At 63.6% G+C, this 13,783-nt stretch carries 12 protein-coding genes; 5 read left to right on the top strand and 7 right to left on the bottom strand.

Features of this window, described 5'->3' with window-relative positions:
- Positions 1-40 precede the first annotated feature (40 nt).
- On the top strand, positions 41-1,168 hold the full coding sequence (locus OKW43_RS05125; protein WP_187637752.1) for a 4-hydroxyphenylpyruvate dioxygenase family protein: 1,128 nt from the start codon (positions 41-43) through the stop codon (positions 1,166-1,168).
- Positions 1,169-1,225: 57 nt separating this feature from the next.
- On the opposite strand, the gene OKW43_RS05120 is transcribed toward OKW43_RS05125, so the two are convergent.
- On the bottom strand, positions 1,226-2,158 hold the full coding sequence (locus OKW43_RS05120; protein WP_187637753.1) for a LysR substrate-binding domain-containing protein: 933 nt from the start codon (positions 2,156-2,158) through the stop codon (positions 1,226-1,228).
- Between the two features lie 126 nt (positions 2,159-2,284).
- Between OKW43_RS05120 and OKW43_RS05115 the strand changes: the two genes are divergently transcribed.
- Both OKW43_RS05115 and OKW43_RS05110 read left to right on the top strand, forming a co-directional pair.
- Positions 2,285-3,322 carry a DUF1338 domain-containing protein gene (locus OKW43_RS05115; RefSeq protein ID WP_429445646.1) on the top strand — a complete coding sequence of 346 codons (1,038 nt, stop codon included), beginning with the start codon at positions 2,285-2,287 and terminating at the stop codon, positions 3,320-3,322.
- 63 nt (positions 3,323-3,385) lie between these two features.
- On the top strand, positions 3,386-6,379 hold the full coding sequence (locus tag OKW43_RS05110; RefSeq protein WP_429447328.1) for an FAD-binding and (Fe-S)-binding domain-containing protein: 2,994 nt from the start codon (positions 3,386-3,388) through the stop codon (positions 6,377-6,379).
- 49 nt (positions 6,380-6,428) lie between these two features.
- Here OKW43_RS05110 and OKW43_RS05105 read toward each other — a convergent pair whose 3' ends face one another.
- The 3 genes from OKW43_RS05105 to OKW43_RS05095 form a co-directional block, all read right to left on the bottom strand.
- Positions 6,429-7,064 (bottom strand): helix-turn-helix domain-containing protein, encoded by a 636-nt coding sequence (locus tag OKW43_RS05105; protein ID WP_187637755.1) that lies wholly within the window; start codon positions 7,062-7,064, stop codon positions 6,429-6,431.
- 187 nt (positions 7,065-7,251) lie between these two features.
- Positions 7,252-7,647, bottom strand: coding sequence for a RidA family protein (locus OKW43_RS05100; RefSeq protein WP_429445641.1), 396 nt, complete (start codon positions 7,645-7,647; stop codon positions 7,252-7,254).
- 68 nt (positions 7,648-7,715) lie between these two features.
- Positions 7,716-8,537, bottom strand: coding sequence for an isocitrate lyase/PEP mutase family protein (locus tag OKW43_RS05095; RefSeq protein ID WP_429445639.1), 822 nt, complete (start codon positions 8,535-8,537; stop codon positions 7,716-7,718).
- Positions 8,538-8,734: 197 nt separating this feature from the next.
- On the opposite strand from OKW43_RS05095, the gene OKW43_RS05090 reads away from it, so the two are divergent.
- On the top strand, positions 8,735-9,046 hold the full coding sequence (locus tag OKW43_RS05090; RefSeq protein WP_187637758.1) for a DUF4148 domain-containing protein: 312 nt from the start codon (positions 8,735-8,737) through the stop codon (positions 9,044-9,046).
- Positions 9,047-9,253: 207 nt separating this feature from the next.
- On the opposite strand, the gene OKW43_RS05085 is transcribed toward OKW43_RS05090, so the two are convergent.
- The 3 genes from OKW43_RS05085 to OKW43_RS05075 all read right to left on the bottom strand — a co-directional run bounded on the left by OKW43_RS05085 (position 9,254) and on the right by OKW43_RS05075 (position 12,103).
- Positions 9,254-9,562 (bottom strand): DUF4148 domain-containing protein, encoded by a 309-nt coding sequence (locus OKW43_RS05085; protein ID WP_187637759.1) that lies wholly within the window; start codon positions 9,560-9,562, stop codon positions 9,254-9,256.
- Between the two features lie 191 nt (positions 9,563-9,753).
- On the bottom strand, positions 9,754-10,848 hold the full coding sequence (locus OKW43_RS05080) for an aldose epimerase family protein (RefSeq protein WP_429445637.1): 1,095 nt from the start codon (positions 10,846-10,848) through the stop codon (positions 9,754-9,756).
- A gap of 34 nt (positions 10,849-10,882) precedes the next feature.
- Positions 10,883-12,103: a XylR family transcriptional regulator gene (locus tag OKW43_RS05075; protein ID WP_187637761.1), complete on the bottom strand. Its 1,221-nt coding sequence runs from the start codon at positions 12,101-12,103 to the stop codon at positions 10,883-10,885.
- A gap of 272 nt (positions 12,104-12,375) precedes the next feature.
- On the opposite strand from OKW43_RS05075, the gene xylA reads away from it, so the two are divergent.
- On the top strand, positions 12,376-13,698 hold the full coding sequence (gene xylA / locus OKW43_RS05070; RefSeq protein WP_187637762.1) for a xylose isomerase: 1,323 nt from the start codon (positions 12,376-12,378) through the stop codon (positions 13,696-13,698).
- The last annotated feature ends 85 nt before the right edge of the window (positions 13,699-13,783 follow it).

The raw sequence follows: 13,783 nt of genomic DNA, 5'->3' as shown, positions 1-13,783 counted from the left end.
CACCGGCCACCGCATCGAAAGACCGTACAAGGAGATTGTCATGCCCAGCGACTTGCCCACTCCAGAGGCCGCACAGTGCGCCGTGTTGGCGCCGGAGCACAATCCGCTCGGCACGGCCGGCCTCGAGTTCGTCGAGTTCGCCGCGCGCGTTCCGCAAGCGCTCGGCGAGACCTTCACGCGGCTCGGCTTCAAGGCGATCGCGCGTCATGTCAGCAAGGACGTGACGCTGTACCGCCAGGGCGAGATGAATTTCCTGATCAACGCGGAGCCCGATTCGTTCGCGTCGCGCTACGCGGAGGAATACGGGGTCGGCATCTGCGCAATCGGCATTCGCGTCGCCGACGCGCAGCGCGCGTTCGAACGCGCGGTGGAACTCGGCGCATGGGAGTTCGAGGGCGAACGCCTCGGTGTGGGGGAACTGCTGATTCCGGCCATTCAAGGCATCGGCGATTCGCACATCTATTTCGTCGATCGTTGGCGCGGGCGAGGCGGTCAGCGCGGCGGCCTCGGTGATATCTCGATCTTCGACATCGACTTCCGCCCCATCGAAATCGACACCGCCGAAGCCGATCTGAATCACGCGGGCAGCGGCCTGATCGCGGTCGATCATCTGACGCAAACCGTGGGCGAAGGCCGCATGCAGGAGTGGATCGACTTCTATCGCGACCTGCTGAATTTTCGCGAGATCCACGAACTGCACGCGAACTGGCATGTGTCGGCGGAATCGCGCGTGATGGTGTCGCCGTGCGGCGCGATCCGCGTGCCGCTGTACGAGGAAGGCACGGGCCGGACCAACCTGATGCACGAGTATTTGCCCGATCATCCGGGCGAAGGCGTGCAGCACATCGCGCTCGCCACCGACGACATCTTCGCGTGCGTCGAGCGTCTGCTCGCGAACGGCGTCGAATTCGTCGAGCCGCCGCCGCGCTACTACGAGCAGCTCGATGCACGTTTGCAGGGCCACGGGCTCGATGTCGAGCGACTGCGGCGCACGCACGTGCTCGTGGATGGCGAGATCGGCGCGGACGGCTTGCCGCTGCTGTTTTTCCAGACCTTCGTGCGCCGCCGCGCCGGCGAGATTTTCTTCGAGATCGTGCAACGCCAGGGACATCATGGCTTCGGCGAAGGCAATCTCGCCGCATTGGCCCAGGCGCGCACGGACAGCTGAACATCGCGCGCAGCCGCAGGCGAGACAGGATCGCTGACGCTTGCGGCTTTCGTCGCGTCACGTCCCCTCGGGCCGCTGCGCCAACTCCGGACAAATCGCGCCGTATGCGGCCGCCTCGCGCAGCAGCCACTCGCGGAAACTCGCGAGCGGTTTGCCGTGACTCAACTCGGTCGGATAGACGAGGTAGTACGCGGCCTCGGCGAGCGCGGGTGTGTCGAACGGAATCACGAGACCGAACTGCCGCAATTGCGTGTCGACGAAAAAGCGCGGTACCAGCGCAATGCCGAGTCCGGCCGCGGCCGCGCTGATCAGCATCGTGTGCAGTTCGTAGCGTACGCCCTGCATCGTGCGGTTGTCGTCGACGCCGAGATTCGCGAACCAGCTCGCCCAGCCGTCGGGTCGCGTCGTCGAATGCAGCAGCGGATAGTGGAGTAATTCGGCGGCGTTGCGGATCGGCCGCTTCAGCAGGCTCGCCGCGCAGACCGGCACCACTTCCTCGCGGAACAGAAAATCCGCCGACGTAGCCGGCCAGGTCGGCTTGCCGTAGTGAATCGCCGCTTCGAAATGCGTGTCGGCGAACGGGAACGTCGCGGTGCGCACGCCCATGTTCACGCGCACCTCAGGGTATTGTTCATTGAACGAGGCCATGCGCGGAATCAGCCATTGCGATGCGAAAGTCGGCAACACCGCGAGCTCCAGATAACCGCCGCCGCTGCCGTGCGCGATGATCGACAGCGTGTCGCGATCGAGGTGTTCGAGCGAGCGTCGCACCTGCGCGCTGTAGACCTTGCCCGCGCGCGTCAGCACCACGCGTTGCTTGACGCGCACGAACAGCCGCACGCCGAGATTGCTTTCGAGCGTATTGATCTGTCGCGACACCGCGCTTTCGGTGAGGAACAGTTCGCGCGCCGCATGCGTGAAGCTCTGGTGCCGCGCAGCGGCTTCGAACGCGAGCAGCGCGCCCATGTTGGGAATCTTGAACTTCCGCACGTTAATTCCAAAAGCGCATCAAGTGTCGATTTTATCTCGCTTTACGGAAACGGAGCGGATTGCGAATAATCTCGCTCATCATGAAGCGCTCGTGTGAGCGCTCAACGTAAAGCCTGGAGAAGCCGGATGCGAAACCTGAAGAATGCGAACGTCGAACAACTATTGCAGAAGCTGCCAGGTCCGGAGAAAACCGCGCGCCTTTTTGCGACGCTGAATCATCCGCAGGTGTTGAACGAGTGGGAAAGCGGCAGCGTCACGCGCGCCGAACTCGCACAGGCGATGAACATGGCGCTGTTCGACGACCTGCTCGCGCGCTCGGAAAACGGCCGCCGCTATACAGAGGAAACCGTCGCCGCCGGCGGCAGCGTGTACTTCGATCATGGTGCGCTGCGCACCGTGCGGTGGCCGCACTGCGGCGCGTTGCCGCCCGGCGAGGCGGCGTTCGCGCGCATCCTGCGGCCGCTCGGCTTTCGGATCAACGGCCGTTATCCGCTCGATCGTCTCGGCATAACCGGCCGCGCATGGACGCATGACGACGCGCCCGACGAGATCGCGCAGTTCTTCGTCAGCGAACTGCATCCGGAGCGTTTTTCGGCGGCGTTCCAGCAGGCGGTGACGAACGTGATCGGTGCATCGCGAGACCCATTGACGCCGCGCGCCCATGGCCTTCTGTGGGAGCTCGAGCGCGACGGCGTGCTGCCGCTCGATGCGGCGCACGAGTTGCTACCGGTGATCGTCGGTGCGTTCGCGCGTCAGCACGACATGCCACACGAAGCCGATTACGACGTATTGTTGAAGGAATCGGCGGAAATGGCATGGATCGCGACCGAAGGTAACGCGTTCAATCACGCGACAGATCGTGTCGCGGACGTCTTCATGCTGTCGGACGAACAGAAGGCGAAGGGTCGGCCGATGAAACCGGAAGTCGAGCATTCGCGCTCCGGGCGCGTGTTCCAGACCGCGTATCGCGCGGACATCGTGCAGCGCGAATTTCGCGCGGCCGACGGCAGCGTCGTCACGCGCGATGTGCCGGGCTCGTTCTACGAATTCATTACGCGCAAGCGCAGTTTCGATCAGGACGCGCGCCGCTGGGAAACGGACCTGCGTTTCGACGCGGGCAACGCACAGGGCATCTTCCGGATGACCGCAAGCCAGGCGGCCTGAGCGCATACGGCGGCGCGGGCGCCGGCATCGCAGACGAGGTGCGCAGTGGGGACGTCATTGTCATTGGATGAAGAGCGGCGGGTTGGCGCGCAGAGTGGCGCCGTGGACGAGCGCGGCACATCGAATGAACCGCGTGTCGCTGCGCCTTTCACCGGCAGCGCCGCGCTATTGCAGGCGCTCGAAAGCGACCTGCGCAAGCATGTGCGCGGCGAAGTGCGCTTTGATCGGGGTTCCAAAGCGTTGTATGCGTCGGATGCGTCGAACTATCGGCAAATCCCGCTCGGTGTCGTGGTACCCGCCGATATCGACGATCTGCTCGCGGCGCTCGCCGCATGCCGGCGCAACGACGTGCCGTTTCTCGCGCGCGGCGGCGGCACGTCGCAGAACGGCCAGTGCGTGAACGTCGCAGTCGTGGCCGACGCGAGCAAGTATGTGAACCGCGTGGTATCGATCGATCCGCTTGCGGGCGTCGCGATCGTCGAGCCGGGCGTCGTATGCGATACCTTGCGCGATGCCGCCGAACAGCACGGCCTCACATTCGCGCCTGATCCCGCCACGCATAGCCGCTGCACGCTCGGCGGCATGATCGCGAACAACTCGTGCGGCGCGCATTCGGTCATGGCCGGCAAGACGGTCGAGAACATCGAGGCGCTTGAAATCGCGACCTTCGACGGCGCGCGTTTCTGGGTCGGTCCGACCTCCGACGAAGAACTCGAACGCATCATCGCGGCGGGTGGCCGTCAAGGCGAAATCTACGCGGCGCTCAAGCAACTGCGCGACACGTACGCGGAACGGATTCGCGCGAAATTTCCACGGATCAAACGGCGTGTGTCGGGCTTCAATCTCGATCAACTGCTGCCGGAAAACGGCTTCAACGTCGCGCGTGCGCTGGTTGGCAGCGAAGGCACTTGCGCGGTCACGTTGCAGGCGAAAGTCCGTCTCGTGAAGAGTCCGGCGAAACGCGCGATCGTCGTGGTCGGCTTCAATAACATCTATACGGCGGCGGACGCCGTGCCGCATTTCATGCGCTGCGGGCCGATTGCGATCGAGGGACTCGACCGCGCGATCATTCGCGGCTTGCAGGCGCGCGGCCTGAAGAAGGAGGAGATCGCACTGCTGCCCGAAGGCGATGCGTGGGTCGTGCTCGAATTCGGCGCGGATACGCAGGACGAGGTGCTGCAACAGGCACGCGACGCTGCCGCGTATTTTCAGTCGGGCGCGGCGGGGCCGGAGATATCGACGATGCTCGTCGATGATCGCGCATTGCAGGCAAAGGTATGGTCGATTCGCGAGACGGGCGCGTCGGCGGTCGCGTTGTCGGTGGATCGCGACAAGCCCGATCCGGTGGTCGGCTGGGAAGACGCCGCGGTCGATCCGCTGCGGCTCGGCGATTATCTGCGCGCGTTTCAGGCGCTCGTCGATCGCCATGGCTACGAGACGAGCCTGTACGGCCATTTCGGAGACGGCTGCGTGCACGCGCGCATTACATTCGATCTGCGCAGCGCCGAAGGTATCGCGACGTGGCGCGGGTTCCTGCGCGAAGCGGCGGAACTGGTGGTCGAGTTCGGCGGCTCGCTGTCGGGCGAACACGGCGATGGCCAGGCGAAGGCCGAGTTTCTGCCGATCATGTATGGCCCCGAGCTGATGCAGGCGATGGAGCAATTCAAGGCGATCTGGGACCCGGCGAATCGCCTGAACCCGGGCAAGGTCGTGCATGCATACCGCGCCGATGAAAACCTGCGCATGGGGTCCGCGTACAAGCCGGTAACGCTGCATACGAGGCTCGCGTTCGCGAGCCAGGAAGGCGACGGTTTCCAGCGCGCGATCGAACGCTGCATCGGCATGGGCAAATGCCGCTCGCTCGAAGGCGGGACAATGTGTCCGAGCTATCGCGGCACGCGCGAGGAAAAGTACTCGACGCGCGGGCGCGCGCGTCTGTTCTGGGAAATGCTGCAGGGCGACCTGATCGCCGATGGCTGGGACAGCCGGGAAGTGAAAGAAGCGCTCGATACCTGCCTCGCGTGCAAGGGCTGCAAGTCCGATTGCCCGACGCATACCGACATGGCGTCGTACAAGGCGGAATTCCTTTCTCACTACTATGAAAATCATCGACGGCCGCGTCAGGCACTGTTGATGGGGCGGATCGGCGAATGGGCGCCGTGGGCCGCGCGTTTTCCGCGCGCGACGAACTTTCTGACGACGGCGCCCGGTTTGTCCGCGCTCGGCAAATGGATCGCGGGTGTGGCGCAGACGCGTGCATTGCCGCAGTTTGCCGCTGCAACTTATAGACAGAGCGCACCGTCGCAAGCATCGGCGATTCACGCGCGCGGTGGCGACGCAAAGAAGGTGATTCTGTGGGTCGACACGTTCAACGACCACTTCAAGCCCGAGATCGCGCAGGCCGCCGCTGATGTGCTGACGCAACTCGGCTGGCAAGTCGCGCTGCCGAACAGGCGTTTGTGTTGCGGGCGTCCGCTGTACGACTTCGGCCTGCTCGAACGCGCGCGCGAACTGCTCACGCATATCGTCGACGATCTCGCGGCCGACATCGCCGCCGGCGTGCCGCTCGTCGGTCTGGAGCCCGGCTGTCTATCGGTCTTCAAGGACGAGTTGCTGAAGCAACTGCCCGACCATGCGTTGGCGAAGAAGCTTTCCGCGCAAACGTATCTGTTCGCCGATTTCGTCGCCCGTCAGCCGTTCGAGTGGCCGACGCTCGACGCCGAGGTGATCGTGCATGGTCATTGTCATCAGAAGGCGCTGTTCGGCATGCAGGGCGATGCGGCGTTGCTGAACAAGCTCGGCGTCAAATGGAAACTGCTCGATACCGGTTGCTGCGGGATGGCGGGGTCGTTCGGCTTCAACGTCGAGCATCACGCGTTATCGGAAAAAATCGGCGAGGACAAGCTGTTTCCGGCGGTGCGCGACGCTATGGCGGCGAATGCGGAAACCATCGTGCTGACCAACGGCTTCAGTTGCCGCGAGCAGATCGCGCACGGCACCGGGCAGCACGCACTGCATATCGCGCAATTCGCACAACGGGCGCTGGCGGCGCGCTGAGTATGTGCGCCGAGTATGCGCGCCGAGTGTGCGTGCATCCGGCAGCGCGTTATTTCCTGGTCGAATCGTTCGCGGGCGGCGGCGTGTGCGGAAGGTCCGCGTTGGTCGCCATCCACAACACTTCGGCGTCTTCGTCGCTGGTCGACACCGCCGCGTGGCCTGTGCGGCTGTCGAAGTAGAGGCTGTCGCCCGCGTTCAGATGCGTCGGTGCATACAGTTCCGAATAGAGGCACACGCTGCCACTGATCACGTAGAGAAACTCCTCGCCTTCATGGCGGCCCCAGTCGTCGAATGCGTCGAGCGTGTGCGCCGAGATGCGGATGCGAAACGGCAGCATCGCCTTGTGCGCGAGGTCGGTGGCGAGCAGTTCCATCTGATAGCCGCGATACGCGTGGCGCTGGCCTTCGTTCTTGCGCGTCAGCGCGCGCCGGCCGCTTGCGCTGACTTTCGGCGTCGAGCCGAACAGTTCGCCGATTTCGATCTTCAGGCCCAACACGATTTTTTGCAGCACGTCGAAAGTGGGGGACATCAGGCCGTTTTCGACTTTCGACAGCGTCGAGCGGGACACGCCGCACAGGCGGCTCGCGGTTTCGAGCGTCAGATCCTGCGCCTGACGGGCGGCGCGCACGCGCCGCCCGAGGTCGGTGGAGGATGTATCGGCGGATTTGGTGAGGTGGGTGTCCATGAGGCTTGCCGCTGGTCGGGAATGCGCTTGATCGGGCGAATGGCGTTTCCGATCATAACATTCGGCGTGGCGGGTGCCTTTGCGCGCACCTTCAGAGGTTCGCGCGCTTTTCTCATCGGAAACGCCGGGGGATTCCGGCGAACTCGACCCGGCGGGCGAACGCCTGGATGCGCAGCCTGCGAAGCGCCTATCCGACGGCCGCGACGCAATCGATCTCGATGTCGAAATGCCCCGGCCACGCGGGCACGTTGACGAAAATGCGCGCCGGCGGATCGACCGGAAAATAGCGCTGGTAGACCGCGTTGACCGCGGCGAATTTCTCGACCGACGTGCAATAGACGTTGCACTTCAGCACGTGATCGAGCGACGAGCCGGCTGTTTCCAGACACAGCTTCATCTGCTCGAGCACGAGTTCGGTCTGCCGTTCGATTGGCGCGTCGATCACTTCTCCGGTTTCGGGATCGAATGGCGGAAGACCCGACACGTAGACCGTATCGCCGTGACGCGTGACGGCGCAGGCCGGCGCTTTCAATTTTTCGAGGTACGTGGACAACGGTTCGACGCGGATGATTTCGCGAGCCATGGCGATCTCCTGCTATAGAGGTTTGCGCGGCGGGGAGGAACCTGCGCAGTTCAGGGCGTTCGGGCGCTTCACGCGTTGCGATCGAAAAGTTGATTGAGCTGCTTGGCCGCCGTCGCGCCGGTGAAGTCGAAGCGGCCATCGGCCAGCGCCTGAGCGGCCTGCATGAAGCCGCCCCACGCCGCGCGCGCGAGCGCGCCGCCGACGCTGATCCGCCGCACGCCGAGCGCGGCCACGTCCTGCAACGTCAGAGCCGATGTCGAGCCGATCAGCAGATTGACGGGCTTCGGCGCGACTGCCGCGACCACCGCTTCGATCTGCTCGCGCGTCTGGATGCCGGGCGCGTACAGGCAGTCGGCGCCCGCCGCCGCATAGGCCTTCAGACGCGCGATGGCATCGTCGAGATCGGGCTTGCCGGCGAAGAAATTCTCCGCGCGGCCAATCAGCAGCGTGTCACCGCCGGTCCGGTCGATCGCGCGGCGCGCCGCGCTGAGCCGCTGCACGGCGACGTCGACTGCAAAGAGCGGCGCGGCAGCGTCGCCGGTCGAATCCTCGATCGACAGACCCGCGACGCCTGTTTCCACCGCGAGCGTCACGCTTTCGGCCACTTCTTCCGGATCGCGGCCGAAGCCGTTTTCAAAGTCGGCATTGACTGGCAGATCGGTCGCATCGACGATCGCGCGCAGGTGCGTGAGGATCGTTTCGCGCGGCAGCGTGTTGTCCGCATGCCCGGTCGACCACGCAAAACCGGAACTCGTGGTGGCGAGTGCCTTGAAGCCAAGCGTGCGCAGATAACGGGCGCTGCCCACGTCCCATGGATTGGGCAGCACGAAACAGCCGGACGAGTGCAGTGCGCGGAAAGCGGCGCGTTTTTCAGCGGCGGTGCGGGGCATCGCATTTCTCCTTGGAGTGAGGGAGCGTGGCTCCCTCGTTGAGGGGAACACGTCGGGTCAATTGATGCACAGGGAAATCGGCATTCACCACGGGAAAGTCTATGTCCGTATCGAGTGGGATTGTTGATGAAATGGGTGGCGACTTTCGCGGACGCTTCGAATAATTCAAGGGTTGGCTTACCGAAAGGAGGCAAGAAATGAACATCACGACGCAGATGCGCGCGATCACCGCCGCGTTGCTGCTCACGCTCGTTGGCTGTGCCACGGACGGCGGCAATGGCGGCGCGCAAACCCATCTCAGTGCAACGCAATGCCGTGATCTGACCGACCTTAGGAACAAGGCACCGGCTACGCACGAGCGGAGCATGAGCGAACTGGCGGCGCTGCAGCAAGCGGGTTATCACCCTGAACGGCGCTTTGATCCTGACTATCCGGCGAGTCTTGAGCGCGCGCAGCGTCAGGTCGAGATCTGGTACCAGGCAGAATGCCCGCAGGCGCGCTCTGGCTGATTCAGCAGTGGCGCCGCAATGCCAACGAGTCACGACTGAATTCGCGGTGCGTTCTTGAAGACCGCAGAAATGCAAAAGCGAGCGCATGCCTCGAAAGCATGGCTCGCTTCATATCAGATCGAAACGGCGAAAACCGCGCAGGCGAAAAAGGTTCTTAACTCACTTATCTTGCCTCGCCAGCGCTGCTTGCTATACGTTCGCCAGTCTTCACTGACCGTCCGGATTGACCCACATCGGATGATGGCCCGCTTGCGACGATCCGCCCATCGACGATCCATATCCCGACGTGTCGCCCTGGCCTTTCGCGTTCATCGCGGAGACGCGCGCCTCGGCCGCCTGAATGTCCGCTGGATACTGGGCATCGAGCGCGGTGGCCGGGTTATAGCCCGCCTGTTCGAGCTGCTGCATCTCCGCCTTGACTTCGGCGCGCGTGATCGGCTGTTGCGATTGTGCGAACGACGCGACCGGCGCGGCGATCGCCGTCGCCAGCGCAACTGCCTGGATAAGCGATTTCATGGTGTTTCCCTCCGTAGTTTTCTATCCAGCACCGCAGCATCACCGGTGCCATAAACGAAGTTTAGAAGGGGGCGCACTCGGGGAAAACCATTACCCGGTTAATTCAGTATTGTCGAGAACGGGCAGTCGGCGAGCTGTAATGTCGCCGTCGCGGTTTTCGTAAAACAATGGAAAAGCGCACGTAAATCCAGTCACACACCTTTGCGCACGTCGACGCGATATGTCGTGATTTGCCGGTAAGTATCGCCGGGTCGCACGATCACTTCGTCCTGTCCGGCCATATTGACCTCGTTCGGAAAACCGCCCGCCTCGAGGCACAAACCGGCGTGCCGTTGATAGCGAATGCCGCCGCGTCCCGGGTTGCCGTTCAACGCGTTGCCTGTGTAGAACTGCAGACCCCGCTGGTCGGTTGCGACGGTCAGTTCGCGTCCGCTGCCCGGATCGTACGCGCAGGCTACTTCGCGCAACGGCGGCGCATCGCCGTCTTTGCCGTTGATCGCGTCTGGCCGTGCCTCGCGCAGCACGTAGCAATGATCGAAGCCGCCGGCGCGCGCGAGCTGCGCATGCGGCCAGTCGAGCCGTCCGCCGATCGGCGCGCTCTGCCGGAAATCGAATGCATTGCCCGCGACGTCGGCGAGCTTGCACGGAATCATTGTTGCGTCGACTTCGAAAAAGCGCTCGGCGTCGATCGACAGCACGTGGCCACGAATGTCGGTGCCCGCGCGCCCGGTCAGGTTGAAGTACGGATGGCTCGTCAGATTGAGCGGCGTCGGCGCGTCGGTGATCGCTTCGTATCCGATCGTCAGCGTGCCGTCGTCGTCGAGCGAATAGCGCACTTGCACCGTCACGTTGCCCGGAAAACCGGCATCGCCTTCGGGCGATTCGAGCCGCATCAGCAACGCGCCGTCGTCCTCGGCGACGTCCCACAACACGCGATGAAAACCGACCGTGCCGCCATGCAGCAGATTCGGACCTTCGTTGCGATCGAGCGTGTACTCGATGCCGTCGAGCAAGAAGCGCGCGCCCGCAATGCGATTCGCCCAGCGGCCGATCAGTCCGCCCATGTAGGTCGAAGCAGCCACGTATTCGGCGGGCGTGTCGTGACCGAGCAGAATATCGCCGAGACGGCCGGCACGATCCGGCGCGTGCCACGACACCAGCGTCGCGCCGAGGTCGCTGATGGCGACCTTCATGCCGTGCGCGTTGCGCAGCGTATAGAGCCGCACGCGATCGCCGCCCTGCAGCGTGCCCCACGGCTCGGAAGAAAGTTGTGCGATGCTGATCATGTGGTCAGTGCGAAGAAAAAATAGAAAAGCTTCCTCAGCCAGCGGTTTGGGTCTTCGGGCCCGCGCGCTGCTGGTATTCGCGCGGCGTGCAGCCGAGTTCGCGGCGAAATACCGCGTACATGTATTGCAGCGACGTGAAGCCGCAACGAATCGCGACTTCCGCGCTCGACGCATCGCGTTTCGCGAGCAGCGACTTCGCGACGTCGAGCTTGTGGCGCAGGATCTCCTGATGCACGGTGCACTGACGCTCGCGCCGGAAATACTCTTCGAGCGACGAACGCGACACGCCCACATAGTCGGCCACCTGCTCGGTCCGAATGCCCTGGCACGCGTACTGGCGAATGAAATGGCGCGCGCGCATCACGTAGGGACTCGCAAGCGGCTGATGTCGCGTCGATTCGAGCACGTTGATGCCGACCGGCGGCACCAGAATGCGACGACCCGGAAAACGCGCGCCGTGCAGCATCTGATGCAGGATGTGCGCGGCGGTGCGGCCCATTTCCTCGGTGCCCTGAATCACCGACGACAGCGGAATGCGCGTCAGCGTACGCGTGAGCGGATCGTTGTCGATGCCGATGATCGCGACTTCCTCGGGCACCGGAATGCCCGCGATCAGACATGCCTGCAGCAAATGCCGTGCACGCGCGTCGGTCACTGCGATGATGCCGACCGGTTTCGGCAATTGCCGAAGCCATGCGGTGAGCTGTTCGATGGCCTGGTTCCACGACGGCGCGCTGGTCGACAGACCGCGATAGATCTCGGTATCGATCTGCGCCGCGCTGCGACCGTCCGCGCTGCGCAGATGCGCGAATGCGAGCTCGCGCTGTTGCGCCCAACGGTTTTCCTGCGCCTGCGGCAGGCTGTACAGCGCGAAGTTTTCGAGGCCCGCGCCGATCAGATGCGTGTACGCGAGCGACACGAGCTTGCTGTTGTCGGTCGCGATATAGGGTAAATCCGGGGGGTATTGCGTCGGATCCTCGTACGACGAACCGACGGCGACCACCGGCAGCGGACAGTCGCGCAGGGCCTCGTCGACGGCGGGGTCGTCAAAGTCCGCGATGATGCCGTCGCCGTCGAAGCGCTGGATACCCGCGAGCCGGCAGCGAAAGTCTTCTTCGAGGAACAGATCCCATGCGACGCGGGTCGATAGCAGGTAGTTGCCGATGCCGGTGATGATCTCGCGATCGTAGACCTTGTTCGCGTTGAACAGCAGCGCGATCCGATGGGTCGTCTGAGGTGCTTGTGGACGGGTCATGGCGGTAAGCGGCGTGTGGATCGATACACCACGCGCCTTTGTCTCCGTTGTGTCGGGTGCCAAGAAGCAGCCCCCGTTTTTAAGCGTCTGGTTATTCTAGGCGCCGAATCGCGTGACGGCAGTATACAAACGCGCGGGCGGTAAGAAACATCAAGCGCGCTGCGAAATATCGCAATTGCCGACACATCGTGCAAGCGGCAGCATGGCGTCACCTCGTCGGCCAGCAAGGCCACGCCGCGCGGGTTGCAATGCAGCATACATTGGAGACGCCGATGTCCTACTTCGAACACATTCCCGAGATCCGTTATGAAGGCCCGCAATCGGACAACCCGCTTGCGTACCGTCACTACGACAAAACGAGGCAGGTACTCGGCAAGACGCTCGAGGACCATCTGCGGATCGCCGTGTGCTACTGGCATACGTTCGTGTGGCCCGGTGTCGATATCTTCGGCCAGGGCACGTTCCGCCGGCCGTGGCAGCAACCCGGCGACGCCATGGAGCGAGCGCTTCAGAAGGCCGACGCCGCATTCGAATTCTTCTCGAAACTCGGCACGCCGTACTACACGTTCCACGATACCGACGTCGCGCCCGAAGGCGCGAGCGTGAAGGAATACAGCGAGAACTTCCTGCGCGTGTCCGACTACCTCGCGCGCAAGCAGCAGGATACCGGCGTCAAGCTGTTGTGGGGCACCGCGAATCTGTTTTCGCATCCGCGTTACGCGGCCGGCGCCGCGACCAATCCGAATCCTGAGGTTTTCGCCTTTGCCGCGACCCAGGTGCGTCATGCGCTCGACGCGACGCTGCGCCTCGGCGGCGAAAACTACGTGTTGTGGGGCGGCCGCGAAGGCTACGACACACTGCTCAACACCGACCTCGTGCGCGAGCGCGAGCAGTTTGCGCGCTTCCTGCACATGGTGGTCGAGCACAAGCACCAGATCGGTTTCAAGGGCGCGCTGCTGATCGAGCCGAAGCCGCAGGAGCCGACCAAGCATCAATATGACTACGACGTCGCCACCGTGCACGGCTTCCTGCTGCAGCACGGCCTCGACAAGGAGATTCGCGTCAACATCGAGGCGAATCACGCGACGCTCGCGGGCCACTCGTTCCATCACGAGATTGCGACCGCGTTTGCGCTCGGCATCTTCGGTAGCGTCGATGCGAATCGCGGCGATCCGCAAAATGGTTGGGATACCGACCAATTTCCCAACAGCGTCGAGGAACTGACGCTGGCCTTCTACGAGATCCTGCGCCACGGCGGCTTCACGAGCGGCGGCATGAACTTCGATGCGAAGCTGCGGCGCCAGAGCGTCGATGCGGAAGACCTGTTTTATGGCCACATCGGCGCGATCGACAACCTCGCGCTCGGCCTCGAACGCGCGGCGGTGCTGGTGGAAAACCAGCGTCTCGAGCAGTTCAAGCGGCAACGCTACGCGGGCTGGGATGGCGAGTTAGGCCACAAGATCCTGTCCGGCGACTATTCGCTGTCGACGCTCGCGGCGGACACGCTGGCGCGCGATCTGAATCCGCGGCATGTGAGCGGGCAGCAGGAGCAGATGGAAAACATCGTGAATCAGGCGATTTATAGCGGACTTTGAATACAGATCGCGCGGCCACACGGATCGCGCGCACCAGCAAGCTGTGGGTTGTCGCTTGTCCGAGTCTGCGGCTCGCAGCGCAGAC

Source organism: Paraburkholderia sp. WC7.3g (genome assembly GCF_050436345.1).
Lineage (GTDB): Bacteria > Pseudomonadota > Gammaproteobacteria > Burkholderiales > Burkholderiaceae > Paraburkholderia > Paraburkholderia podalyriae.
Note: the sequence above shows the minus strand (reverse complement) of the source record. Positions and strands in the feature narration are given on the sequence as shown.

What these genes read in the sequence shown, in the direction of transcription:
- OKW43_RS05100 (WP_429445641.1), bottom strand. Translation starts at nt 7,647, where the DNA reads ATGGCTCGCGAAATCATCCGCGTCGAACCGTTGTCCACGTACCTCGAA.
- xylA (WP_187637762.1), top strand. Translation starts at nt 12,376, where the DNA reads ATGTCCTACTTCGAACACATTCCCGAGATCCGTTATGAAGGCCCGCAA.
- OKW43_RS05115 (WP_429445646.1), top strand. Translation starts at nt 2,285, where the DNA reads ATGCGAAACCTGAAGAATGCGAACGTCGAACAACTATTGCAGAAGCTG.
- OKW43_RS05095 (WP_429445639.1), bottom strand. Translation starts at nt 8,537, where the DNA reads ATGCCCCGCACCGCCGCTGAAAAACGCGCCGCTTTCCGCGCACTGCAC.
- OKW43_RS05090 (WP_187637758.1), top strand. Translation starts at nt 8,735, where the DNA reads ATGAACATCACGACGCAGATGCGCGCGATCACCGCCGCGTTGCTGCTC.
- OKW43_RS05105 (WP_187637755.1), bottom strand. Translation starts at nt 7,064, where the DNA reads ATGGACACCCACCTCACCAAATCCGCCGATACATCCTCCACCGACCTC.
- OKW43_RS05075 (WP_187637761.1), bottom strand. Translation starts at nt 12,103, where the DNA reads ATGACCCGTCCACAAGCACCTCAGACGACCCATCGGATCGCGCTGCTG.
- OKW43_RS05125 (WP_187637752.1), top strand. Translation starts at nt 41, where the DNA reads ATGCCCAGCGACTTGCCCACTCCAGAGGCCGCACAGTGCGCCGTGTTG.
- OKW43_RS05085 (WP_187637759.1), bottom strand. Translation starts at nt 9,562, where the DNA reads ATGAAATCGCTTATCCAGGCAGTTGCGCTGGCGACGGCGATCGCCGCG.
- OKW43_RS05080 (WP_429445637.1), bottom strand. Translation starts at nt 10,848, where the DNA reads ATGATCAGCATCGCACAACTTTCTTCCGAGCCGTGGGGCACGCTGCAG.